Raw genomic sequence first — 22,515 nt, forward strand, 5'->3', positions numbered from 1 at the left:
ATTGAGCGCTGAGGAAATCACAATCGCTATAAAACAATAGCCAGAATAACCGGTAACGCCGCTACGGAAAGCACGGTGGACACCATGACCATTCCGGCGACCGCATCGGAATCGGCTCCAAAGCGTTCTGCCAACAAGTAAGAGGTCACGGCAACCGGCGTGCAGATCTGCAGCACCAGAACGCCAAATGCGATCGTATCCAGATCAAACCATTCCCCGATCCCCCAACCCAGCGCAAAGCACACTGTCAGCTTCAATGCCGACAACCAGAGCGCCTGACCCAGGCTGCGCGACGTCAGGCGGGCGATTGCCACACCCACCGTAACCAACATCAGCGGGACAGCCATTTGCCCAAGAAGCTCCAGCGTGTTGGTCAGAAATGTCGGTGTCCGCCACCCTTGCCACAGAAACACTGCGCCAAGGATCGTCGCCCAGGCCATTGGTTGGCGCAGGACCTGCCTCCATGCACCTTTACCGGCGACCAGATAAATCCCATAGGTGAAAGAAAACAGTGCGGTTACAGAAAGAAAGATGACCGCATACCCCAGGCCAATCTGACCAAAGGCAAAGATACACAGCGGCAGGCCGAGATTGCCGGTATTGCCGAAAATCAAAGGTGACAGATACGTTCGCTGGTCCAGTTTCAAGCCTCGAACGATCAGCCAGAATAGTACTGCCAGCAGAAGATTTGCGACCAGAGTTGCCATTGTAAAGCGCGACAGATCTCCGCCCGGGATTTCGGTTTGCATGAGGGCAACAAAGATCAGGCTGGGCATTGCCAGAGTCGTTGCAAAACGCGTCACGAATTGCAGACGGTATTCAAACCCCAGCTTAACCCAGGTAAATCCAATGCCCGCCAGCAGAAAAACCGGCGCCACGATTTCGAATACTGTCAGTATAAGGTTCACAGACTGTTTCCCTGAAATTCATATCAATGATTGGCTTTTCGGCCCGGAAACGGGTAAAAAAGCCATGGGGGCTGAAACAATGCTGAAGACACGTGCAAAATACGGCTTAGGCCAGGTGGTCCGTCATAAGAAACACCCTTTTCGAGGGGTGATTTTTGACGTGGATCCTGAGTTTTCAAATACCGAAGAATGGTATCAGGCCATTCCAGAAGACAGCCGCCCAAGGAAAGAGCAACCGTTCTACCACCTGTTGGCTGAGAACGACCAATCCTTCTATGTTGCTTATGTTTCAGAACAAAATCTTGTTGCCGACTATTCCGGAGAACCCGTCGAGCATCCGGATATACCCAATATGTTCGGACCGTTCGAAGACGGTGCGTACCCCCTGCATTTCCACCTGAACTAGGTGAGCCAAACCGGCGGGCATAGGTCTGCCGCTGATCAATATCCAAGGGCGCAGCCATCCTTGCGTGGATCGCTGGCACCTTCCAAAACACCGTCCTTTCGGATTCGTATCGCTTGCGCTCCGCCAAGTGGCGTTTCCGGTATTTCAATATTGTGGCCGATCTCGGATAATTGTTTCGCGATATCCTCGGGATACCCACGCTCGAGTTTTAGAACCGACCCGTCGAAAAAAGCGCGCGGCGCATTGATGCTTTCCTGCAACTCCATCCCGAAGTCGGTGAGGTTTGAAACGAAACGCGCGTGGCCGGTTGGTTGATAGGCCCCGCCCATGACACCAAAAGGCATCGTGACGCGACCGTTCTCGGTCAGCATTCCCGGAATGATAGTGTGCATCGGGCGTTTACCCCCGCCAAGCTCATTTGGGTGGTCGGGTTGCAAGGTGAATCCTGCCCCGCGGTTTTGCAACAAGATGCCGTACTTTTCCGACGCGATACCGGAACCAAAGCTGTGAAAGATCGAATAGATCAGGGATACGGCCATCTGATCGCGGTCGACAACAGTGATGTACACGGTGTCCTTGTGGATGGCTTCCGTCAAAGGCGCCGCCGCTGGCATCGCCTTTTTGGGATCGATGAGAGCGGCAAGCTTGGCGGCGATATTGGCGTCAAGGAAGCGCTCTGTTCTGGCCATATGGTCCGGATCTGCGATGAATTGGTTGCGTGCGTCATACGCCAGTTTGGTCGCTTCTGCTTCGATATGGATCCGGTCTGCTCCGACCGGATCCATATTGGCCAGATCGAAGTGTTTGAGGATGTTCAGCAGCAAAATTGCGGTTGCGCCCTGACCATTCGGTGGATGCTCCACCAGATCTACGCCGTTATAGTCCCCACGCATCGGCTCCGTTTCCGTGCATTTCGTGTTTTGAAAATCATCGGCCGTGTGAACGCCGCCCATTGCTGAAAGCGCAGCAATCATGTCTTCCGCGATATCGCCAGAGTAAAACGCGTCGCGACCATGGCTGGCGATCTGTCGCAGAACTTCAGCTTGCCCGGGAGAGCTAAAGACCTGCCCGACTGTTGGACCTTGCCCATTGATCAAATAGTGATCACGCGCGGTACCTTGGAGGGATGCCGCCCCGGTCTTCCAATCGAAAGCGACCCTGGGTGCCACCGGAACGCCCTGTTCTGCATAGTGAATCGCGGGGCGCAGGATCGTGTCCAATCCCAAGCGCCCTTCATTTTCCGCCAGATGGCAGAAGGCATCCACCGCACCGGGTATGGTCACGGCATCCGGCCCGTTCAAAGGGACAGTCGACAGACCCTTGTCTCGTAATATCTGTGATTGCGCGACAGCCGGCGCGCGGCCGGATCCATTGAGCGCGCGTATCTGGTTTTCGCCTGCGCGATTGAACAGAACAAAACAATCGCCGCCCAATCCGGTCATCTGTGGTTCGCAGATCCCCAAAAGAACAGCCCCGGCTATCGCAGCATCCATTGCGTTACCGCCTTGGCCTAAGATATCGATTGCCACTTTGGCCGCCAGCGGGTGCGACGTCGCGCACATTCCTTGCGTTGCGAAAACTTCAGACCGGCCGGGGCTATGCAGATCACGCATGGCGAATTCTCTCTCTTTTGAACAAGGGAAAGCTATTCCTTGATCAGCGATTGTCCAGCGATTTCAGGAGAGAAGTTCCTCGGCGCCATTCACTGGGTGGGGGCTGTGATATGAGGCGCCGAGGGAAGCTATCTGAGCTACGAGTCACTATATGATGGTTGTTTGCGGCGCGACAATGTTTCGATAATGGCCTTATTGTGACCAATTGCGACAAGTCACTCATTCGGGTCAAAGTTAAACCGTAAGGAGAGCCGATTGCATCCGTCGCGTCGTTCATACCGGATGCCGCTGGTGAGGCGTTGTATCAAGAACCAACCAAACCCGCCTTCAGGAAGGTCCTGGAGTTCAGATCCAAGCGGAGCAAGGGTGCCATCCGGTGGCTGATATCCCGGCAGCGGGCGGCCCGTATCCGAGATCAGGATGTCCAGTCGGTCCCGATCCAATCGGCAGGTGACCTGAACCTTGGCAGAGGCGACGCCGTTATATGCGTGTTCCACGACGTTGTTGATGGCTTCAGCCAATGCAATTTTCACATCATCGGCCTTTCGGGGCGGCAACCCCCGTTTCGACAGACCGGTGCTGAGCTGTGCAATACCTGCACTTGCTTCTGATTCTGTTGCGGGGAAGGTCAGTTCCAGACAGGTCTTGTTGCAAATGGGCTCCACGCCAACTATCCCCTGCTGCAGTCACGCGTCCGTGTCTGACAACGCGTCATCCAGCGTCGCAAACAGTCTGAACACCGTATCCATGCGCGTCAGGCGGAAGACCTTTTCGACCACTGGCTGCAGCCCGGCCAGATCGAGCCTCCGGTGCTTCCCCAATTGTTTCATCGACGCCACGATTGCGCCCAGACCGCTGGAGTCAATGAATTGGACGCCGGACAGATTAAGAACGATACGATCTGCGCTGTCCTTGGTATTGGCACGCATGTCTTCTTTGAACTGAATGGCCATTGCGGCATCGATCCGGTCAGAATGAACGGTGATGACCTGAGTTGCGCCGGTCGTCTTGCTGGTCAGCCCCATGATCCGGCCGCCCTCCAAACTGAAAAATAAGTCGTAGAAATACGCTAGACGGCAATTCTTACCATTCGGTATTCAAGAGCCGGAAAGCAGGAGGAAAACCCGGATGAGAGATGTTGTGATTGCAGGAGCCGCGCGTACACCGATGGGCGGGTTTCAGGGCATGTTTGACGGTGTTGCAGCAGCTGACCTTGGGGGCGAAGCAATTCGCGTGGCACTGCAGCAGGCTGGGGCACAAACGGTTGACGAAGTTCTGATGGGTTGCGTTTTACCCGCTGGGCAAGGCCAGGCACCAGCGCGGCAGGCCGGATTCGCGGCGGGATTGGGCGAAGAGGTTCCGGCCACAACGCTGAACAAGATGTGCGGGTCGGGGATGAAGGCAGCAATGATGTCCTTTGATCAGATCGCGTTGGGCCACGCAGACACGATGGTCGCCGGTGGCATGGAAAGCATGACCAACGCGCCGTATCTGCTGCCCAAGATGCGCGGCGGTGCCCGCATTGGCCATGGCCAGGTGGTTGATCATATGTTCCTCGACGGTCTTGAAGATGCCTATGACAAGGGGCGTCTGATGGGGACTTTTGCCGAAGATTGTGCCGAGGCTTATCAGTTCACCCGCGAGGCGCAGGATGAATACGCGCTGCAATCACTGTCCAACGCGCTTTCCGCTCAGGAAAGCGGTGCCTTCGATCAGGAAATCGCGCCTGTTACAGTCCGGACGCGCAAGGCCGAAATCTTGCTGGACTCGGACGAGCAACCGAAATCCGCCCGTCCCGAGAAAATTCCGACGTTGAAACCGGCGTTCCGCAAGGACGGCACGGTAACGGCCGCAAATTCTTCCTCAATTTCAGACGGTGCCGCCGCGCTTGTCCTTGCGTCGGCAGAAGCGGCCCAGGCGCAAGATCTGACTGTTCGGGCCCGGATTCTGGGTCACGCGAGCCATGCCCAGGCACCCGGCCTATTCACGACGGCTCCGGTTCCGGCGGCGCAGAAGCTCTTGTCACGCATTGGTTGGAACAAAGATGATGTCGACTTGTGGGAAGTTAACGAGGCCTTCGCCGTTGTGCCGATGGCATTCATGCACGAAATGGGCTTGCCGCGTGACAAAGTGAATGTGAATGGCGGTGCCTGTGCTCTGGGCCATCCCATCGGTGCCTCTGGTGCCCGTATCATCGTTACGTTGTTGAATGCGCTGGAAAAACGTAACCTGAAGCGGGGCGTCGCGGCAATCTGCATTGGCGGGGGTGAAGGCACAGCCATTGCCATCGAACGCGTTTGACCCTTCATCTTTTTCCAAATATTTCGGGGGTTCGGGGGCCGCGCCGCCCCCGAGCATTCCAATGGGATTGAAATCAATGACTGCCGATTACGAAACGCTTGCCAAAACCATTGCAGCCCTGACGGAAGGCGAAAGGGATCAGGTCGCACTCATGGCCACCGTCGCTTGCGAGGTTCACCATTCTGACGATCGGTTTGACTGGACCGGGTTCTATCGTGTCACCGAACCGGGAGTTCTGAAAATCGGCCCGTATCAGGGTGGACATGGTTGTTTGGTTATCCCGTTCGAAAGGGGCGTCTGCGGTGCCGCTGCAAGAACAGGCGAGGCTCAACTGGTGCCGGATGTAGACGCTTTTCCGGGTCATATTGCCTGCGCCAGCTCAACGCGATCTGAACTTGTTCTGCCAGTACGGGATTCGTCGGGTAAAATCATAGCCGTATTTGACATCGACAGCGACCAGCCAGGTGCTTTCACACCGCAGGATGCGCAAAACCTGGAAGACATTCTGACCGCCGTGTTTGCAGGGCACTAGCCGTCGGCGTCGTTGCGGTCTTGCATCAAAACCGAGGAATTTCAGGCGATTGATCGGCCCGGCTGACTTCGCCTTGCAGGCTTCGCAGCGATCTCCTATCAAAATCCATAGCGAAATTTCTTTTCAGGGTGTTTCTCAGGGATGCAAGAGTCTGAAATCAATCCGGCGGTCACGGATGAGGCGCCCAAAAAAGGGATCAGACGCGCGCATATGGCGACATTCCCGGATCGCGTCGGCGTGTTGCCCCATGCGGTGGCAAGCATCGCGCCGCAGGTCGACAGGGTTTTCATTTGCCTGAACGAATATCAGGATGTGCCCGACTTTCTGAACGAATTCGACAATGTGATGGCGGTGATACCCGAGCGGGATTATAAGGATGTCGGCAAATTTATTTTCCAACCTGATCCTGAAGATACCGTTTTTCTTGTCGACGACGATATCGAATATGCTGACAACTATGTCCGCCAGACCATACGCCGGGCACGAGGTGTCGGGTTGGATAAGCGCGCCTTCGGATATCACGCTACGACGTTCACAAACCCGACGCCCAAGTCGATACGGCAGCGCACGTTGTTACGCATGAATCAGCGGCTGGACTACTCGACGAGAGTGCACCAGCTGGGAACCGGAACTGTTATGTTGTCCGGTTCGCTGTTCCCGAGCCTGGATTACATGGAGGGCAGCGAGAAGTTTGTCGACGTGCGTTTTGCCCGCTATTGTTTCGAAAATGACATTGAATTGTGGACGTTGCCCAGAAACCGACGCCGCTTTCCCAGCTTGCTCGCCGGACTGGAGCCGGAGAAGCGTGAAACGATTGCTGACAGTTTCACCCGTCGTTGGCCGCAACATGTGTTGGATGAGGTGAAGATTTTTGCAGGCCTGGAATTCTAAAGCTAAATAGAGTTTCCGAGATTAAGGGAATCTTCAAGAAATACCATTGGCGTGAAGAATCGTTGATCCCGTCGAGGCATGGCGGGGGGCGGCGTGTGATGTCTTTCCGAAATGAAATCACTGCGCGAAAATCAATGAACTCTAACTTCTGAAAATCAGCGACATGTGGTGCTTCATGGCCTTGCGCGCCTGCAGGCCATTCATTCTGTTTTTGGTAAACTGTACTGGTCAATATCCAAGCGAAAGCTGGACGTGAAAAATCGCTTGGAAATTTCACCAACTTGCTCCATCGTGAAAAACGAGAAGAAAATTTCACGAGATTCGGAGTGACCGTTGAACAGCCAGGCCCCCCAAAGCGCGACACTCGGTGCTGACCTGCGGGCCTTGCGCAAAGCCCGAGGGTTGACCCTGACCGAGATTGCGGCGCGACTGGATCGTTCTGTCGGGTGGTTGAGCCAGGTTGAACGTGACCTGTCAGACCCCTCAATTTCGGATCTGCGTCAGATTGCCGAGTGCCTTGGCGTACCCATGTCGATGCTGTTTGCGCATACAGCGGCCCCCGCAGACGAACAGGGGTATATCGTGCGTGCCGGGTCGCGTCGCCCGATGGGTTCGGGTGAAGAAGGGCTGATCGAAGAGCTGCTCTCGCCGGATCTGACCGACGATTTCGAAATGGTACATTCCACTTTCGAGCCAAACTCGCGGATGCAGACACCAGCCAATCGCCCGACGCAGGAAGTGGGTTACATGATCTCGGGCCGATTGAACCTGATGATCGGGTCGCGTGAATTTCTGGTTGGGCCAGGTGACAGCTTCCGGATCAAACATGAACCTTATCAATGGGCGAACCCCTATGATGAGCCTGCCGTGGCCATCTGGGTTATCGCCCCGCCGGTGTATTGATGTCGTTTGAGGCCTGGACCATATTCGCGCTGTTCTGGATGGTATTCGTCACCACACCGGGACCGAATGCGGTCAATTGCATCTCGAACGGGATGAGCCTGCCGTTTCCGAAGGCCATGCTGGGTGTTCTGGCCATCCTGACACAGGCCAGCGTCTTTTTGATCCTGTCTGCGCTGGGCATCACAGCTCTGATTGCCGCTTTTCCCACCGGTTTCTTCGTGGCCAAGCTACTCGGAGCGGGCTTTCTGATCTGGCTGGGCATTCGTGGCTGGATGAACGCAACAAAGCCCGCACCGGCCTCTGAACGCCCGGCCAGGCACGTGTATTTGCACGCGCTGGCGGTGGCCGCGATCAACCCCAAGAGCGTCGCCGGGTATCTGGCCGCATTTTCCCAGTTCGTTCAGCCCGAGGTTCCGATCTGGCAGCAGATGGGTGTGATCATGCCAACCGCGCTGATCATCACGACACTCAGCTATACCGGTTTTACGGTGCTCGGCGCCTTGATGGGCAAGGCGGCGCTGGGTGCGGTGTTCAATATCTGGGTGCGCCGGGTGATGGCGGCTTGTTTTGTAATCTACGGCGTGTTGTTGGGCACCAGCACCACGCCCACAGCAAGGGGGTAGTCAGATGCACAAAGGGTCCTGCCTTTGCGGTTCAGTCGCTTTCACTGTCGACGGAAATCTCTCACCGCCTTCGGTCTGCCATTGCGGACAGTGCCGAAAACAATCCGGCCATGTCTGGGCTTCGACCTCGACCCATCAGGATAACCTGAGTTTTTCGGCCAGTGACACGCTGAGCTGGTTTCGGGCGTCAGACATCGCACGGCGCGGGTTCTGCAGCAAATGTGGCTCGTTTCTCTTCTGGCAACATAACGAAGAGGACACAATTTCGATTTCCATGGGCGCATTTGATGCACCCACGGGCCTTAAGCTCTCAAAGCACATCTTCGTGGCTGACAAGGGCGATTACTACGACATCACGGACGATCTGCCTCAAGAGGCACAGTAACAGGGATCAAGACACATGAGTGATTTTCCGACAAAAGCCCGCGTGGTTGTTATCGGTGGCGGTGTAGTGGGGGCTTCCTCACTGTATCACCTAGCCAAGAAAGGCTGGACCGATTGTGTTCTGCTGGAAAAGAACGAACTGACCGCAGGCTCGACTTGGCACGCGGCGGGTAACGTTCCGACCTTTTCGACCTCTTGGGCGATCATGAACATGCAGCGGTATTCGACCGAGCTGTATTCGCGTCTGGGTGAAGAGGTCGATTATCCGATGAACTACCACGTCTCGGGATCGATCCGTCTGGCGCACAGCAAGGAACGGATGCAGGAGTTTGAACGCGCATGTGCGATGGGTCGCTATCAGGGCATCGAGATGGAGATGTGGACGCCCGAGCAGGCCAAAGAGAAGTATCCATTCCTTGAAACCCATGATCTTGAAGGTGTGCTGTTCGATCCAAGTGACGGTGACATCGACCCGGCCCAGCTGACGCAGGCGCTGGCAAAGGGCGCCCGGGACATGGGGCAGAAAATAATTCGCTTCTGCCCGGCGACCGGCGTAACCCAGCACGACGATGGCACCTGGACGGTTCACACGGACAAGGGCGACATCGATTGTGATTATGTGGTGAACGCAGCTGGCTATTACGCCCAGCGCGTGGGTGAGTGGTTCAAGCCCTTTGGCGGTCGTACCGTTCCTGCAATGGTGATGAGCCACCAGTACCTGCTGACGGATGAAGTGCCAGAAATTGAGGAGTGGTCCAAGGCGAACGGAGGCAAGAAACTCCCGCTGCTGCGCGATGTGGACGTCTCGTACTATCTGCGGCAGGAAAAGAACGGCTTCAACCTCGGTCCGTATGAACCGAATTGCAAGGGCCACTGGATGACCGAAGATGACCCGATGCCCGAGGATTTCAGCTTCCAGCTTTGGAATGACGATCTGGACCGGATCGAAGACATCGTGACCGACGCAATGGAGCGTGTGCCGCTGATGGCCACTTCGGGCGTCGGGCGAGTCATTAACGGGCCGATCCCTTATGCGCCGGATGGTCTGCCGCTGATCGGCCCGATGCCCGGTGTGAAAAACGCATTCGAGGCGCACACCTTCACTTTTGGCATCGCTCAAGGTGGTGGCGCTGGCAAGGTTTTGGCCGAATGGATCGTCGATGGTGCGACCGAGTGGGACATGTGGGCGGTCGATCCGCGCCGCTATACTGATTACACTGACCAGGACTACTGCAACCAAAAGGGCATGGAGGTTTACGGCAACGAATACGCCATGCACTTCCCCCATCACGAATGGCCTGCAGCCCGCGACATGAAACTGTCGCCGGTGCATGACAAGGTCAAAGGGCTGGGCGGCGTGATGGGTGCCTACAATGGATGGGAGCGTGCCAACTGGTTCGCGCAGCCGGGCGATGATACGTCGCTTGAGACGACCCATACCTGGGGTCGTTCCGGCCCGTGGGAGCTGCGGATCCAAGAAGAATGCGAGGCTGTGAGAGACCATTGTGGCGTGTTGGATTTGCCTGGCTTCTCGCGTTTCATGGTCAAGGGAGACGGCGCCGCCGAGGCGTTGCGCGGCCTCGCAACCGGAGGGTTGCCTAAGGTCGGTCGGATGAACCTCATCTACGTCTCTGACGACCGCGGTCGCATCCTGACCGAAATGTCCTGCATCCGTCTGGGTGAGGATGAGTTCATGATGATCACGGCGGCAACTGCGCAGTGGCATGATCGCGACATCCTGATGAAGGCAATGCCCATTGGGGTATCAATCGAAGATGTCACCACCACACGTGATACCCTAATCGTTACAGGGCCTAAGTCGCGTGAGATCCTGTCAGGTCTGACGGATGCCGATCTGACCTCGGGATGGTTGACGCATCAGTCTGCAACCGTCGCTGGCCAGCCCGTCCATCTGATCCGCGTGTCCTTCGCTGGCGAGCTTGGATGGGAAGTACACGCCCTGAACGAGCACATGCCAGCGATCTATGAGGCGATCATTGACGCTGGTGCCAAACCGTTCGGGATGTACGCTCTGAACTCGCTGCGGATCGAAAAAGGGTATCGCGCGTGGAAGGGCGATCTGTCGACCGACTACTCGCTGCTCGAAGGAGGTTTGGAGCGGTTCGTCAAACTGGACAAGCCACAGGACTTTCCCGGCAAGGCCGCGATCCTCAACGAAAAGCAGCAAGGCGTGAAGAAGTCATTCGTCACCCTGACTGTTGAGGCTGGTGATTGCGACGCGCCGTACATGTCCTGCATCTGGCGGAATGGTGAGATCGTGGGCGAGACCACGTCGGGGGCATGGGGCTATCGCGTCGGGAAATCCATCGCGCTGGGCATGATCAAGGCTGAACTTGCCAACCCTGGCACCGAGCTTGAGGTCGAAATCTACGGCCAAAAGTGCCGCGCTGTGGTAGAGCAGGATCAGCCGCTCTGGGACCCCGAGAACGAGCGGTTGCGCGCTTAATTTCTCACGGAGACTGCCATGAGCAAACGATACGCTAAACTGGGGCCTGGCGAAGGCCCCAACTATGACTGGGAAAATGACCATACCTTCGTGAAGGTGTCGGGTCAGGATACAGATGGCGCATATACGCTCATGGAAGACAACCTGAAGGCCAGCTTCGCGCTTGGCCTTCATCGTCATGATACCCATGCCGAGACGTTCTATTTTCTGGAAGGCGAGGTTGATTTCTTTGTCGATGGCGATTGGCATCGTTGCGGGCAGGGCACGACACTACATGTGCCGCCCGGAGTGCCCCACGCTTCTCGAGTTGCAGGTGATGCGCCGGCCAGGATGCTTATGATCTTTCAACCGTCGGGGTTCGATGAGTTCCTTGCCGAACTCGCGACGATGAGCGAGGCGGATTTTGCGGACGAGGCGAAGATGGCTGAGCTCAATGCGCGGTACGACATCGTTCCCATAGGGCCCATGCCACCACATCCGGATGATGAGGTCTGAGATGGCCATTCCTAAAACCATGTCGGGCGTCTACCTGACAGGTCACGGTGGGCCCGAGGTTCTGGACTGGCGTGACGATATTCCGATTCCTGAACCGGGGCCAAGTCAGGCGCTTGTCCGGGTCGCCGCTGCGGGTGTGAACAACACGGATATCAATACACGGGTAGGTTGGTACTCATCGGATGTGACCGGGACCACAGATGCCGTCGATCAGGACGTAGAAGCCGGTGGTTGGGGTGGAGCACTGAACTTCCCCCGCATTCAGGGTGGGGATCTGTGCGGAATAATAGAGACAGTAGGTGAAGGATCAGGTTTCGAACTGGGTCAACGTGTGACCTGTCCGATCAACCTGCCGCGCCCGCGCCCCGGAAACCCTCAGGGCTTCATCGCACTCGGGTCCGAAATCGACGGGGCCTTTGCTCAATACTGCCTGATTGATGCGGATGACCTTTATGATGTCAGCGCTTCACCCCTGTCAGACGTGGAGATAGCGGCCATCCCCTGCGCCTTTGGCACGGCCGAGAACCTGCTGACCCGCGCCGGTGCGACCGCAGGGCAAAAAGTACTGATCACCGGCGCGTCAGGAGGCGTCGGCCTCGCAGCAGTGCAACTTGCCGCATTGCGGGGAGCGTCGGTTTGGGGGGTAACGGGGGCTGCGAAAGCAGAGGTCGTCAGATCGCAAGGGGCAGAGGGTACGTTTGACCGGAACGAACCGCTGCCGAAGAACATGTTCGACGTTGTCATAGATGTTGTAGGTGGACCCTCATGGGCATCGCTGATCCTTGCCCTGAAATCTGGTGGGCATTATGCCGTTTCGGGGGCAATAGCAGGCCCGGTTGTCGAGGCTGATCTGCGCGACATTTACCTGCGCGACATCACCATTCACGGGTGCACGCATCAGGCGCCCGAAGTCTTTGGTCGTCTTGTTGAACTGGTGAACACAGGACGGATCAAGCCGCTGGTTTCCCAGACCTATCCGTTAAAGGATATTGCCCTTGCACAGGCGGACTTTCAGGAAAAGACCCTTCCGGGCAAACTGGTGCTGGTGCCCTGAGGAGCGATGACATGACAGATATCACACTTTTGGACGGTTCGATCGGGCAGGAACTGGTCAAGCGCAGCGGTGACCGGGCGACACCGCTGTGGTCGACGCGCGTGATGATCGATCATCCCGATCTGGTCGGTGAGGTTCACGGCGAGTATTTCCGCCGCGGCGCAACGATTGCCACGACAAATACCTATGCCGTCCATCGCTCGCGCCTTGCCCGCGCGGGGATGGAGGATCAGATAGGCACGCTGGTCGACACTGCCCTGTCGCAGGCGGATCGCGCGTGCGTGGGTCACAGCGGCCGTATTGCCGGATCGCTCGGGCCGCTGCTGGCCTCGTACCGACCCGATCTGAACCCCAACCCGCAAGACGCCGCGACGAAATACGGCGAACTGGTCGCGCTGATGAAAAACCGTGTCGATCTGTTCCTGATCGAAACCGTGTCCTCGGTACAGGAGGCTGAGGGTGCATTGCTGGGGACGGCCGGGTGCCAAAAACCGGTCTGGCTGGCGCTGACCGTGATGGATGAAGACGGCACACGGCTGCGGTCTGGCGAGTCGCTGGACGACATCGCGCCGCTGGTTGAGCAGCATGGGCCGGACGCCTTGCTGATCAACTGCTCGCGCCCCGAGGCGATTCCGGCGGCGCTGGAAATCCTGTCGGGCATGAACCGACCTTATGGCGCTTATGCCAATGGCTTCACGCATATCTCGGATGGGTTCCTTGAGGATGCGCCGACCGTGGACGCGTTGGAACAACGCCATGACCTCGGCCCCAGCGCGTACGCGGATCAGGTAATGCGGTGGGTCGATCAAGGGGCAACGATTGTCGGCGGATGCTGCGAAATCGGACCGGATCATATCGAAGAACTGGCAATCCGATTGCGGGCCGCCGGATATAACATCGTCTGAGCAGGAAAATGGCCGCAAAACCAACCCATGCACCACTAAAACAGGCCGTCCGGCATTTCGACATCCTCGTCGCGCCGGGCTTTGTGCTGTTAGAGCTGGCATCGCTTGTGGATGTTCTGCGGGTGGCCAACCGTGTTTGCCCGTCACCGCCTTTCACCTACACATATAGATCGCGGCGAGGTGGCCCTGTTGCCAGCAGTAGTGACGCGGTTGTTTCGACCGAACCGGTCGCTGCGCAACCCAAAGCCGATTACCTTTTCGTTATCGGCAATAGCGACCCGGATCAGCCTGATCTGTCGCTCGGTCGGATTGTTTCTGACTACACCTATCGCGGCGCACAGGTCTTTCTGTTGGCCGAGGCAGCAAGCCGGTACATAGATGAACAGGGCACCGATGATTTGGCAACGCATTGGGAGAACGCGTCGTTTTTGCGGGAACGCGGCGCGCGGTTTGAGGCAAAGCTTTTGATCGCTACGGAAAACGGACCTGTCGTGACCTGCGCAGGAATGGGTGCCACGGCGGACATCGCGCTGGCCGTCATCGGGCGGCATATCTCGGGGCCAGCGAAGATGACCGTCGCGGATATTCTGCTGCATGAACAAATCCGCGACTTCTCATCGATGCAGCCATTTTCCGGGGCTAAAACCACCGCTACCGGAGACGCTAAGCTGGATCAGTGCATCAAATTGATGCAGGAGAATATCGAAGACCCGCTGCCAATCCGCCATATTGTCGAGGATCTGAACCTGTCGAATCGCTCGCTCGAGCGGAAGTTCAAATCTGTCTTCGGCACCACTCCAAACGGCTTCTACCGTGAAATGCGACTGGCCAAGGCCAACAATCTGTTGATGAACACGACCATGAGCGTACGTGAAATCGGCATGGCCTGCGGATTTCCAAACGGATTCTCGTCGGTCTACAAAAGCTTTTTCGGCGTCACGCCCTTCGTCATGAGACGGGAAAAGCGCCAAACCGCACAAAGATGATTTTCCCAGATGTCATGACGCTTTTGATGCATTTGTTGTCGATCCTTCGTGGCATTCTGCCCAAAATCTAACTTTAGCGGAGTCGTCACAATGGTTGATCTTCCCAGCAAGGCCCGAGTGGTCATCATCGGCGGCGGCGTCATCGGATGCTCGGTCGCGTATCATCTGACCAAGAAAGGTTGGAAGGATGTCGTACTTCTGGAACGCAAGCAGCTGACCAGCGGCACCACCTGGCACGCGGCTGGTCTGATTGCGCAGCTGCGCGCCACCGCCAACATGACCAAGTTGGCGAAGTACAGCCAGGAACTGTATGGCTCGCTGGAAGAGGAAACTGGCGTCGCGACGGGTTTCAAGCGCTGCGGGTCGATCACCGTGGCCCTGACCGAAGAACGCAAGGAAGAGATCTATCGCCAGGCTGCGATGGCAAGGGCTTTTGGTGTCGAGGTCGAAGAAATCTCGAACGAGCGCGTGCAGGAGCTGTATCCGCATATCAATCTCGAGGGCGTCAAAGGCGCCGTTTACCTGCCATTGGATGGGCAGGGCGATCCCGCCAACATTGCGCTGGCCCTTGCAAAGGGCGCGCGTCAGCGCGGCGGTGTGGTAAAAGAGAGGGTGAAGGTTACCGACATCGTCAAGCAGGGCCGGTCAGTGACCGGCGTGGATTGGGTCGCGGATGACGGTAGCGCCTCGGGTCACATCGAATGTGACATGGTGGTAAACTGCGCTGGTATGTGGGGTCACGAGGTCGGCCGGATGGCTGGTGTAAACGTACCGCTTCATGCGTGTGAGCATTTCTATATCGTGACCGAAAACATCGATGGCCTGACACAGCTACCAGTGCTGCGTGTGCCGGATGAATGTGCTTACTACAAGGAAGATGCTGGGAAAATTCTGCTGGGCGCGTTTGAACCCAACGCAAAGCCCTGGGCAATGGATGGTATCCCTGACACGTTCGAGTTTGACCAGCTGCCCGAGGATTTCGACCATTTTGAACCGATCCTCGAAGCCGCTTGTGAACGGATGCCGATGCTGGCCGAGGCCGGTATCCACACCTTCTTCAACGGTCCGGAATCGTTCACCCCGGACGACGCTTACCATCTGGGTCTGGCGCCTGAGATGGACAACGTCTGGATCGCGGCGGGTTTCAACTCGATCGGCATTCAGTCCGCCGGTGGCGCGGGAATGGCGCTGGCCGAATGGATGGACACGGGCGAGAAGCCCTTTGACCTTGGCGACGTGGACGTCAGCCGGATGCAGCCGTTTCAGGGTAACAAACAATATCTGTTCGAACGCTCGAAAGAGACGCTGGGCCTGCTTTACGCCGACCATTACCCCTATCGCCAGAAAGCCACCGCGCGTGGTGTGCGCCGGACGCCGTTCCATCACTACCTGCTGGAACAGGGCGCTGTCATGGGTGAGCTAGCCGGTTGGGAACGCGCCAACTGGTTCGCGAATGAAGGGCAGGAGCGCGAGTACCAGTACAGCTGGAAACGCCAGAACTGGTTCGAGAATTCGTCCGCCGAACACAAGGCCGTGCGCGAGAATGTAGGCATGTATGACATGTCGTCCTTCGGGAAAATCCGTGTCGAAGGCCCCGATGCTGAGAAGTTCATGAACTACATCGGCGGCGGCGACTACTCGGTGCCCAACGGCAAGATCGTCTATACCCAATTCCTGAACCGTACCGGCGGGATTGAAGCGGACGTGACCGTGACGCGCTTGACTGAAACCGCGTATCTGGTTGTAACTCCGGCGGCGACCCGTCTGGCGGATCAAACCTGGATGATGCGTCACGCAGGTGACTTTAACGTGGTCATCACCGACGTGACTGCCGGTGAAGGCGTTTTGGCCGTTATGGGTCCGAACGCACGTGCGCTGCTGGAAAAAGTCTCGCCCAACGATTTCACGAACGCCACCAATCCGTTTGGCACCGCGCAAGAGATTGAGATCGGTATGGGCCTGGCCCGAGCCCATCGTGTGACCTATGTGGGTGAGCTTGGATGGGAAATATATGTCTCTTCCGACATGGCAGGCCACGTGTTCGAAACTCTGTACGAAGCCGGGCAGGACATAGGGCTAAAGCTCTGCGGTATGCACATGATGGACAGCTGCCGGATCGAAAAAGGTTTCCGCCATTTCGGTCACGACATTACCTGCGAAGATCATGTCGTCGACGCTGGTCTGGGCTTTGCCGTCAAGGTGGATAAGGGCAGCGATTTCATTGGGCGTGAGGCCGTGATCGCACGGAAAGAAAGCGGTCCCAAGAACAGACTGGTGCAGTTCCGCCTGACGGAGTCCGAGCCGTTGCTGTTCCACAATGAACCGATCGTGCGCGATGGGGAATATGTTGGCTATCTGAGTTCCGGCAACTATGGCCACACTCTCGGTGGTGCTATCGGTTTGGGCTATGTGCCCTGCGAAGGCGAGAAGGCCGCAGACGTTTTGGCCTCAACATACGAGATCGACGTTTGTGGTGTGAAGGTCAAAGCCGAAGCGTCTCTCAAACCCATGTACGACCCGAAATCCGAACGGGTGAAAGTCTGACACACAGGGCAGGGGTTCTGTCCCCGCCGCCCGTGCCGGGCGGCTCCCACGAGGTATTTTGAGCCAGATGAAGCAGAGGGTCCGTTCTTCATCTGCCCAAAATACCTCGGAGCGCGAGGCAGGGCCTCGCCTTTCCGACGGCACCAAAGAGGAGCGGTCTGGTAACTCATCAAACATCGTTATGTGACACTTCACTGTTTTCAGAGTTTTCAACCCGTTCAGTTCTGCCGTAAACCGAACCGGTATCAACCGGAGACCCGATGTGGCAGACGCGCCTTTACCTTCTCAGAATACGGACACACCAAAAGGGCTTGCGCTGGCAGTCACGGCTTACGTCCTGTGGGGGTTTCTGCCTCTGTACATGAAAGCGCTGGATCATATGGGTCCGGTCGAGGTTGTGGCGCATCGTGTTATCTGGTCAGTGCCCGTCGCCGGGTTGTTGCTGATCGTATTGGGACGAACCCGAGATCTGAAGGCCGCGCTTGGCAACCCGAAAATGTTGGGCATGGCCGCTTTGACAGCCGCACTTATTTCCGTGAACTGGGCAATTTACGTGTGGGCCATCTCCACGGGTCACGCACTGGATGCGGCGCTGGGATATTACATCAACCCTCTGTTCAGTATTGCGCTGGGGGCGATCCTGTTGAGGGAACCCCTGACACGGACGCAACTGTTCGCGGTTGGGCTGGCTGCACTGGGTGTGGTTGTACTTGTGGTGGAAGCCGGTCGGTTGCCTTGGGCGGCCCTTGGGCTGATGGTCACTTGGGGATTCTACGCGTTTTTCAAGCGCTCGCTTCCGATTGGGCCAAACCAGGGATTCCTGCTTGAGGTCCTGATCCTTTTGATCCCGGCCTTGGTCTATGTCACCTGGCTAGGCGTTCAGGGAACCGGACATTTCGGCGTGGTGATGTCAGACACTCTATTGCTGTCTTGCGCCGGAGTTGTGACCGCGGTGCCATTGCTGGTCTATGCAAACGGCGCCAAGCTGGTGCGTTTATCGACCATGGGCATTCTGCAATACATCGCGCCGACCATGATTTTCATTACCGCGATAACCCTGTTCGGTGAAAGGATAGACACAGGCCGGCTGATCGCATTCCCCCTGATCTGGGCGGCTCTGGTCGTGTATTCGATCCCTATGATCCGACAGGCACGCAGTCACGCCTGAAGCAACAGACGCGCCGCTGCATCCGCCCAAAGCGCATACGCCTGGGGGCTGGGATGGTAGCCATCCGGCGCAGCCAGCGCCGGGTCGTCCGGTAGCTCGAGCGGCAGGTGTTGAACATGCTGAAATGCCGATACAACCTCTCGCAGCCCTTGATCCAACCGCGCAGCCTGGCGTCCAAGAACCCAGGCCAGCGGCTGAGGTAAGGCCGGAAACCTGTTCATCTGCGGGACGGCGGTGAGGACGATGCGCCGAGCCCCCAAGTCTTCTGAAAGTAAGCGAATGAGGCGGGTTTGGCGGCTTGCAAATTGCCGACCTGTCACGGCGCGGGTGACGTCATTCACTCCCAATGCCGTAACCACTGCATCGAACTCGCCAGTAATTTCCGACAGGCGATCAATTGTGTCCTGGGTCGTGTGTCCGGTAGTTGCTTCCAACCGCCATTCGACCGAGTAGTGCTTGGCCAGCCGGTTGACCAGATGACCGGACAACGCCTGATCCTGCGTACCTGCGCCCACTCCGGCCGCTGAACTGTCCCCGGCGATCAGAAGCCGCAGACGCGGACCGCGCCCCGTGCGGCCCTCACGCGGGCCAGTCGGTTCCGGCAGCAACTGAGCGTTCCGCCGCACCGATAGACCCTGCGCGGCGAGCACAGGCAGCAACGGCACCCGCAGAATTTGATCAGCAGCTAAAGAACGAGGCATTGTCAGCTCAGCGCGTTTTTGAATTCCAGAAAACGGGCGTCGGTCATGACCCGCGCCATCATCGCTTCTCGTAATGCACCCACTGTTTTGTAGGGGCGCATGACGACCTCGAAAGTCTGAATCAATCCGTCGCCGTTTAGCGTAATAAGATCCACGCCGATGCCATCCAGATCGCCGACTTTACACTGAAACTCCAACGCCCAATCGTTTCCGTTGCCCATGACGCGCCTGTAACGAAAATCTGAAAACACCTGCCCGACATGCCCCAGAACGGCCGCGACCGGAGCGCGCCCTGTCCAGGTGCTGTAGTAGGTTGGTGGCAGGAACTGCACATCTTCGGCCAAGAGCTCGTGGATCAAGGCCTCATCGCCCTTCGCGACAACCTCTTGCATGCGTTCAATTGTCGGGTGCATGGCATCTCCTCCGCTTTTGGGGAGAAGGTCACCGAACATGGGCGGGTACGCAAGGACGACGTTGCGGGAGGTCACGAGCTGGGATAGGCACCCCGTATGAGCGAAACCTATGATCCCCCTCAAACCCCGCTGGATGTGTTGCACGAAGACGCACAGCTGATTGTGGTAAACAAACCTTCGGGTTTGCTTTCTGTTCCGGGGAGAGGAGAGTATCTTTCCGATTGCCTTTTGACCCGTGTACAGGAGGCTTTTCCGCAAACACTGCTGGTGCACCGGCTGGACCGGGACACGTCCGGTGTCATGGTTTTTGCCCAAACGCCGCACGCACAGCGCAATCTGAGCATGCAATTCGAGCAGCGCCAGACCCGTAAAACCTATGTTGCCCGTGTCTGGGGGCTGCTGGAACCCAAGACCGGTACCGTTGACCTGCCGCTGATCGTTGATTGGCCCAATCGACCCAGACAGATGGTGTGTCATGACACAGGTAAGGCTGCGATCACCGATTGGCGAGTCGTGAAATACGAAGGCGGCACAACGCGCGTTCGTCTGTTTCCTAAAACGGGACGATCTCATCAGCTGCGTGTTCATATGCAGGCGCTGGGTCATCCGATCCTGGGTGATCCGTTCTATGCAACCGGCGCAGCGGCGGATTTCCCTAGATTGATGTTGCACTCTGAAGAGCTGCGGCTGAAACACCCGGATGGCGGGCTTTCAATGAAGTTCAAGGCCCGACCCGAATTCTGATCTCAGGCTGTGCTGGTCCAAAGCACCTTCAGGTTGCCCAGCGAAAACCGTTTTGTTCTTTTCTTCGACACGGGCTGCCTGTGTTGGCGTTCTAGTGCGATCTCGCGCTCAATCTCGAAGGCGCGCAATGTGTGATCCTGAGACCAACGTCCAAGTTTCAGTGTCATCATGACGTGGTTGTCGAGGTATGGCATTTTTCCTGTTCCTTTTTCGATGCCATTCCAAATTGCCCCATCACTCCTGACACCCTCTTGTCAGTGGGGTGTGCTAGGGTGTCAGCATGTTGACAGGAGAATGCCATGCGCCGTTCGACCCGATTATTCGAAATCATCCAGATCCTGCGGGCGGCCGGTGCTCCGGTCACGGCAGAGGCGCTGGCCACCAAGCTAGAGGTGTCCACACGCACGGTGTATCGTGACATTGCCGAGTTGCAGGCCCAGCGGACACCCATCGAAGGCGAGGCCGGAATTGGGTACATGATGCGGCGCGGCTACGATCTGCCGCCACTGAATTTCGACGCAGAAGAGGTCGAGGCTTTGTGGGTTGGACTGTCCTTGCTGACCCGTACGGGCGACAGCCATCTTCAACGGGCTGCCAGTCGGATATGTCAGAAGATCGATGCGCTGCATTGCCCTGCGGACTGGTTACAGGTTGCCCCATGGGGTGCCCCCAGCGACGATCCGGATAAGGGCTGTGTTTCAATCGCGCACTACCGCGAAGCCATTAGGGCAGAACAGAAAATCCGTATCACCTATGAAGATGGCGAAGGCGACCGTACGGTTCGTGTCGTGCGTCCTCTGGCGCTGATCTATCATATCGAATGCACGATGCTGGCAGGCTGGTGCGAACTGCGCAACGGGTTTCGCCATTTCCGCACCGACCGTATCTGGTCCAGCGAATGCACAGAAGAAAGCTTTTCAGGACAGAGCAGGTCGCTGCGCGATCTCTGGCAAGAGCAGCAGAATGCTGAAACCTTGGTCGAAATGGTGTGAAAACACGTTTGGCGAGTATTCGCCTATCTCACTGCATTGTTGCTTGAGCCTGCAAGCATGCACGGTGATATACTGAGAAAAACGAAGCACACCCGAATAACGGGTGCTGGAGCAGAAGGTGATATCATGACGATTTCCAAGTTTTTTGTGGCCACAGGACTGTGTTCAGCCCTTGTGTTGTCGGCTTGTACCGACCCGGGCACACTGACAATACAGAACGACCCGAACAAAAATACCAAACAGGGCGCTGTTTTGGGCGGTCTGGTCGGCGCAGGTATCGGGGCGATTGCCAATAACTCCAATCCGGGCCTAGGTGCATTGGCCGGTGCTGCAATTGGTGCAGCTGGTGGTGGCCTGGTCGGCAACCAACTGGACAAGCAGGCCGCGGAATTGCGTCAGCAACTGGCAAATGACGGGATTACAATTGTCAACGCGGGCGACCGCCTGATTGTAACGGTCCCGAATGACATCACCTTTGACACCGACAGTTCGACAGTGCGCCCGGCATTGCGGTCTGATCTGGTGAAGGTTGGCCAAAATCTGGTCAACTATCCCAATTCGAACGTGCAGATCATTGGACATACCGACAGTGACGGCGACGCGACCTACAACCAAGGTCTGTCCGAGCGCCGCGCAAACGCGGTGGCCGACATCCTTCAGGCCAACGGTGTCAGCTATAACCGTATCCGCACGATCGGGCAGGGCGAAGACAACCCGGTCGCGTCTAACCTGACGCCGGAAGGTAAATCGCAAAACCGTCGGGTCGAGATTGTAGTTGTACCCAGCGGCAACGCATAATTTCTGTTTTCTTGGATGTGCGGGGTCGCCCAAAGGGCGGCCCTGTTTGCATATTGACTGTGCGTCAAATGGGGTTTGGATCAGCGCGATCTCGGTCTAACTTGCGGGAACCACTGAAACGGAGTTTCCCTGATGTCCCAACCGACCCTTCTCGGCCTGTCCGGTTCCCTGCGCCAGAACGCGACCAACCGTAAGCTTCTGCGCGAGGCAGCGCGGTTGTTCGATCCGGTGAGTTTTGTCGAAGCGGATTTGAACCTGCCGCTTTACGATGGTGATCTGGAAGAAGGCGAAGGAATTCCGGCAGTCGTTCAGGTTCTGGCGGATCAAATCGGGCAGGCAGATGCGGTGATCATCTCAACCCCCGAATACAACAAAGGGCCGTCGGGTGTTCTCAAGAACGCGCTGGACTGGGTCAGCCGCACGCAAGGCAATCCGTGGGCCGACAAGCCCGTTGCCGTGATGTCGGCCGCCGCTGGTCGTGCCGGAGGAGAGCGGGCACAGATGATCCTGCGGGCTTTTATGGTTCCTTTTCAGCCGCGCATCCTGCAAGGTCCTGAAATCCATCTGGCAAACAGTTCGAATGAATTTGACGATCAGGGAAAGTTACTCTCAGAGCATTACGAAAAGTCATTGCACAAGTTGATGCAGAAACTTCGGGCTGAGACCGGTTTCTGAACTCGGGCCGGA

Annotated in this window: 25 protein-coding genes; 18 read left to right on the forward strand and 7 right to left on the reverse strand. The window is 57.1% G+C overall.

Annotation, left to right across the window (positions count from 1 at the left end; translation table 11 throughout):
* Positions 1–26: 26 nt before the first annotated feature.
* Entirely contained in the window at positions 27–908 is an 882-nt protein-coding gene (locus ACR0K5_RS21215; RefSeq protein ID WP_480631537.1) for an AEC family transporter, read from the reverse strand.
* A 79-nt stretch (positions 909–987) separates the two neighbouring features.
* Here ACR0K5_RS21215 and hspQ point away from each other — a divergent pair, with 79 nt between their 5' ends.
* On the forward strand, positions 988–1,314 hold the full coding sequence (hspQ, locus tag ACR0K5_RS21220) for a heat shock protein HspQ (RefSeq protein ID WP_050604943.1): 327 nt from the start codon (positions 988–990) through the stop codon (positions 1,312–1,314).
* Positions 1,315–1,349: 35 nt separating this feature from the next.
* On the opposite strand, the gene ggt is transcribed toward hspQ, so the two are convergent.
* From ggt to ACR0K5_RS21235, 3 genes are all read right to left on the reverse strand, one after another.
* Positions 1,350–2,927, reverse strand: a complete 1,578-nt coding sequence (gene ggt, locus ACR0K5_RS21225; RefSeq protein WP_480631538.1) for a gamma-glutamyltransferase — start codon at positions 2,925–2,927, stop codon at positions 1,350–1,352.
* Between the two features lie 215 nt (positions 2,928–3,142).
* Positions 3,143–3,592 (reverse strand): ATP-binding protein, encoded by a 450-nt coding sequence (locus ACR0K5_RS21230; protein ID WP_480631539.1) that lies wholly within the window; start codon positions 3,590–3,592, stop codon positions 3,143–3,145.
* Positions 3,593–3,613: 21 nt separating this feature from the next.
* On the reverse strand, positions 3,614–3,952 hold the full coding sequence (locus tag ACR0K5_RS21235; RefSeq protein ID WP_480631540.1) for an STAS domain-containing protein: 339 nt from the start codon (positions 3,950–3,952) through the stop codon (positions 3,614–3,616).
* 103 nt (positions 3,953–4,055) lie between these two features.
* On the opposite strand from ACR0K5_RS21235, the gene ACR0K5_RS21240 reads away from it, so the two are divergent.
* From ACR0K5_RS21240 to rarD, 13 genes are all read left to right on the forward strand, one after another.
* Positions 4,056–5,228: a thiolase family protein gene (locus tag ACR0K5_RS21240; RefSeq protein ID WP_480631541.1), complete on the forward strand. Its 1,173-nt coding sequence runs from the start codon at positions 4,056–4,058 to the stop codon at positions 5,226–5,228.
* Positions 5,229–5,304: 76 nt separating this feature from the next.
* A complete protein-coding gene (locus ACR0K5_RS21245) occupies positions 5,305–5,760 on the forward strand; it encodes a GAF domain-containing protein (protein WP_480631542.1) in 456 nt (151 codons plus the stop codon).
* Between the two features lie 141 nt (positions 5,761–5,901).
* A complete protein-coding gene (locus tag ACR0K5_RS21250) occupies positions 5,902–6,651 on the forward strand; it encodes a hypothetical protein (RefSeq protein ID WP_480631543.1) in 750 nt (249 codons plus the stop codon).
* A gap of 333 nt (positions 6,652–6,984) precedes the next feature.
* Positions 6,985–7,554 (forward strand): helix-turn-helix domain-containing protein, encoded by a 570-nt coding sequence (locus tag ACR0K5_RS21255; protein WP_480631544.1) that lies wholly within the window; start codon positions 6,985–6,987, stop codon positions 7,552–7,554.
* Positions 7,554–8,177: a LysE family translocator gene (locus ACR0K5_RS21260; protein ID WP_480631545.1), complete on the forward strand. Its 624-nt coding sequence runs from the start codon at positions 7,554–7,556 to the stop codon at positions 8,175–8,177. The genes ACR0K5_RS21255 and ACR0K5_RS21260 overlap by 1 nt, the downstream gene beginning before the upstream one ends.
* Positions 8,178–8,181: 4 nt before the next feature.
* Complete coding sequence (locus ACR0K5_RS21265; protein WP_480631546.1) at positions 8,182–8,562, forward strand: GFA family protein; 381 nt, start codon at positions 8,182–8,184, stop codon at positions 8,560–8,562.
* 15 nt (positions 8,563–8,577) lie between these two features.
* Positions 8,578–11,028 (forward strand): GcvT family protein, encoded by a 2,451-nt coding sequence (locus tag ACR0K5_RS21270; RefSeq protein ID WP_480631547.1) that lies wholly within the window; start codon positions 8,578–8,580, stop codon positions 11,026–11,028.
* Between the two features lie 18 nt (positions 11,029–11,046).
* A complete protein-coding gene (locus ACR0K5_RS21275; protein WP_480631548.1) occupies positions 11,047–11,523 on the forward strand; it encodes a cupin domain-containing protein in 477 nt (158 codons plus the stop codon).
* A 1-nt stretch (position 11,524) separates the two neighbouring features.
* Positions 11,525–12,577, forward strand: coding sequence for an alcohol dehydrogenase family protein (locus ACR0K5_RS21280; protein WP_480631549.1), 1,053 nt, complete (start codon positions 11,525–11,527; stop codon positions 12,575–12,577).
* 11 nt (positions 12,578–12,588) lie between these two features.
* Entirely contained in the window at positions 12,589–13,482 is an 894-nt protein-coding gene (locus tag ACR0K5_RS21285) for a homocysteine S-methyltransferase family protein (RefSeq protein ID WP_480631550.1), read from the forward strand.
* 8 nt (positions 13,483–13,490) lie between these two features.
* Positions 13,491–14,468 (forward strand): GlxA family transcriptional regulator, encoded by a 978-nt coding sequence (locus ACR0K5_RS21290; protein WP_480631551.1) that lies wholly within the window; start codon positions 13,491–13,493, stop codon positions 14,466–14,468.
* A 90-nt stretch (positions 14,469–14,558) separates the two neighbouring features.
* Positions 14,559–17,012: a GcvT family protein gene (locus ACR0K5_RS21295; RefSeq protein WP_480631552.1), complete on the forward strand. Its 2,454-nt coding sequence runs from the start codon at positions 14,559–14,561 to the stop codon at positions 17,010–17,012.
* Positions 17,013–17,274: 262 nt separating this feature from the next.
* Positions 17,275–18,180 carry an EamA family transporter RarD gene (gene rarD / locus ACR0K5_RS21300; RefSeq protein ID WP_480631553.1) on the forward strand — a complete coding sequence of 302 codons (906 nt, stop codon included), beginning with the start codon at positions 17,275–17,277 and terminating at the stop codon, positions 18,178–18,180.
* Here the strand turns inward: rarD and ACR0K5_RS21305 are convergent.
* Both ACR0K5_RS21305 and ACR0K5_RS21310 read right to left on the reverse strand, forming a co-directional pair.
* Positions 18,171–18,881: an SGNH/GDSL hydrolase family protein gene (locus tag ACR0K5_RS21305; RefSeq protein ID WP_480631554.1), complete on the reverse strand. Its 711-nt coding sequence runs from the start codon at positions 18,879–18,881 to the stop codon at positions 18,171–18,173. The two genes, rarD and ACR0K5_RS21305, sit on opposite strands and share 10 nt — an antisense overlap.
* Positions 18,882–18,883: 2 nt before the next feature.
* On the reverse strand, positions 18,884–19,294 hold the full coding sequence (locus tag ACR0K5_RS21310; protein ID WP_480631555.1) for a nuclear transport factor 2 family protein: 411 nt from the start codon (positions 19,292–19,294) through the stop codon (positions 18,884–18,886).
* Between the two features lie 96 nt (positions 19,295–19,390).
* Between ACR0K5_RS21310 and ACR0K5_RS21315 the strand changes: the two genes are divergently transcribed.
* The gene (locus ACR0K5_RS21315; protein WP_480631556.1) at positions 19,391–20,038 is read left to right on the forward strand and encodes an RluA family pseudouridine synthase; all 648 of its coding nucleotides are present in this window, start codon (positions 19,391–19,393) and stop codon (positions 20,036–20,038) included.
* A gap of 2 nt (positions 20,039–20,040) precedes the next feature.
* Here the strand turns inward: ACR0K5_RS21315 and ACR0K5_RS21320 are convergent, their stop codons facing one another.
* Positions 20,041–20,232 (reverse strand): hypothetical protein, encoded by a 192-nt coding sequence (locus tag ACR0K5_RS21320; RefSeq protein ID WP_480631557.1) that lies wholly within the window; start codon positions 20,230–20,232, stop codon positions 20,041–20,043.
* A 105-nt stretch (positions 20,233–20,337) separates the two neighbouring features.
* On the opposite strand from ACR0K5_RS21320, the gene ACR0K5_RS21325 reads away from it, so the two are divergent.
* From ACR0K5_RS21325 to ACR0K5_RS21335, 3 genes are all read left to right on the forward strand, one after another.
* Positions 20,338–21,030, forward strand: a complete 693-nt coding sequence (locus ACR0K5_RS21325) for a helix-turn-helix transcriptional regulator (RefSeq protein ID WP_480631558.1) — start codon at positions 20,338–20,340, stop codon at positions 21,028–21,030.
* 126 nt (positions 21,031–21,156) lie between these two features.
* Positions 21,157–21,828, forward strand: coding sequence for a YiaD family glycine zipper/OmpA-like lipoprotein (locus tag ACR0K5_RS21330; RefSeq protein ID WP_480631559.1), 672 nt, complete (start codon positions 21,157–21,159; stop codon positions 21,826–21,828).
* Between the two features lie 132 nt (positions 21,829–21,960).
* A complete protein-coding gene (locus tag ACR0K5_RS21335; protein WP_480631560.1) occupies positions 21,961–22,503 on the forward strand; it encodes an NADPH-dependent FMN reductase in 543 nt (180 codons plus the stop codon).
* Positions 22,504–22,515: the final 12 nt, after the last annotated feature.

The organism is Ruegeria sp. AB9, from assembly GCF_056542585.1.

Bases quoted from the DNA above. Each gene is read 5' to 3' on its own strand.
- hspQ (WP_050604943.1), top strand. From the start codon at position 988: ATGCTGAAGACACGTGCAAAATACGGCTTAGGCCAGGTGGTCCGTCAT.
- ggt (WP_480631538.1), bottom strand. From the start codon at position 2,927: ATGCGTGATCTGCATAGCCCCGGCCGGTCTGAAGTTTTCGCAACGCAA.
- ACR0K5_RS21235 (WP_480631540.1), bottom strand. From the start codon at position 3,952: ATGGGGCTGACCAGCAAGACGACCGGCGCAACTCAGGTCATCACCGTT.
- ACR0K5_RS21240 (WP_480631541.1), top strand. From the start codon at position 4,056: ATGAGAGATGTTGTGATTGCAGGAGCCGCGCGTACACCGATGGGCGGG.
- ACR0K5_RS21245 (WP_480631542.1), top strand. From the start codon at position 5,305: ATGACTGCCGATTACGAAACGCTTGCCAAAACCATTGCAGCCCTGACG.
- ACR0K5_RS21250 (WP_480631543.1), top strand. From the start codon at position 5,902: ATGCAAGAGTCTGAAATCAATCCGGCGGTCACGGATGAGGCGCCCAAA.
- ACR0K5_RS21260 (WP_480631545.1), top strand. From the start codon at position 7,554: ATGTCGTTTGAGGCCTGGACCATATTCGCGCTGTTCTGGATGGTATTC.
- ACR0K5_RS21265 (WP_480631546.1), top strand. From the start codon at position 8,182: ATGCACAAAGGGTCCTGCCTTTGCGGTTCAGTCGCTTTCACTGTCGAC.
- ACR0K5_RS21270 (WP_480631547.1), top strand. From the start codon at position 8,578: ATGAGTGATTTTCCGACAAAAGCCCGCGTGGTTGTTATCGGTGGCGGT.
- ACR0K5_RS21275 (WP_480631548.1), top strand. From the start codon at position 11,047: ATGAGCAAACGATACGCTAAACTGGGGCCTGGCGAAGGCCCCAACTAT.
- ACR0K5_RS21280 (WP_480631549.1), top strand. From the start codon at position 11,525: ATGGCCATTCCTAAAACCATGTCGGGCGTCTACCTGACAGGTCACGGT.
- ACR0K5_RS21285 (WP_480631550.1), top strand. From the start codon at position 12,589: ATGACAGATATCACACTTTTGGACGGTTCGATCGGGCAGGAACTGGTC.
- ACR0K5_RS21290 (WP_480631551.1), top strand. From the start codon at position 13,491: ATGGCCGCAAAACCAACCCATGCACCACTAAAACAGGCCGTCCGGCAT.
- ACR0K5_RS21295 (WP_480631552.1), top strand. From the start codon at position 14,559: ATGGTTGATCTTCCCAGCAAGGCCCGAGTGGTCATCATCGGCGGCGGC.
- ACR0K5_RS21305 (WP_480631554.1), bottom strand. From the start codon at position 18,881: ATGCCTCGTTCTTTAGCTGCTGATCAAATTCTGCGGGTGCCGTTGCTG.
- ACR0K5_RS21310 (WP_480631555.1), bottom strand. From the start codon at position 19,294: ATGCACCCGACAATTGAACGCATGCAAGAGGTTGTCGCGAAGGGCGAT.
- ACR0K5_RS21315 (WP_480631556.1), top strand. From the start codon at position 19,391: ATGAGCGAAACCTATGATCCCCCTCAAACCCCGCTGGATGTGTTGCAC.
- ACR0K5_RS21320 (WP_480631557.1), bottom strand. From the start codon at position 20,232: ATGCCATACCTCGACAACCACGTCATGATGACACTGAAACTTGGACGT.
- ACR0K5_RS21325 (WP_480631558.1), top strand. From the start codon at position 20,338: ATGCGCCGTTCGACCCGATTATTCGAAATCATCCAGATCCTGCGGGCG.
- ACR0K5_RS21330 (WP_480631559.1), top strand. From the start codon at position 21,157: ATGACGATTTCCAAGTTTTTTGTGGCCACAGGACTGTGTTCAGCCCTT.
- ACR0K5_RS21335 (WP_480631560.1), top strand. From the start codon at position 21,961: ATGTCCCAACCGACCCTTCTCGGCCTGTCCGGTTCCCTGCGCCAGAAC.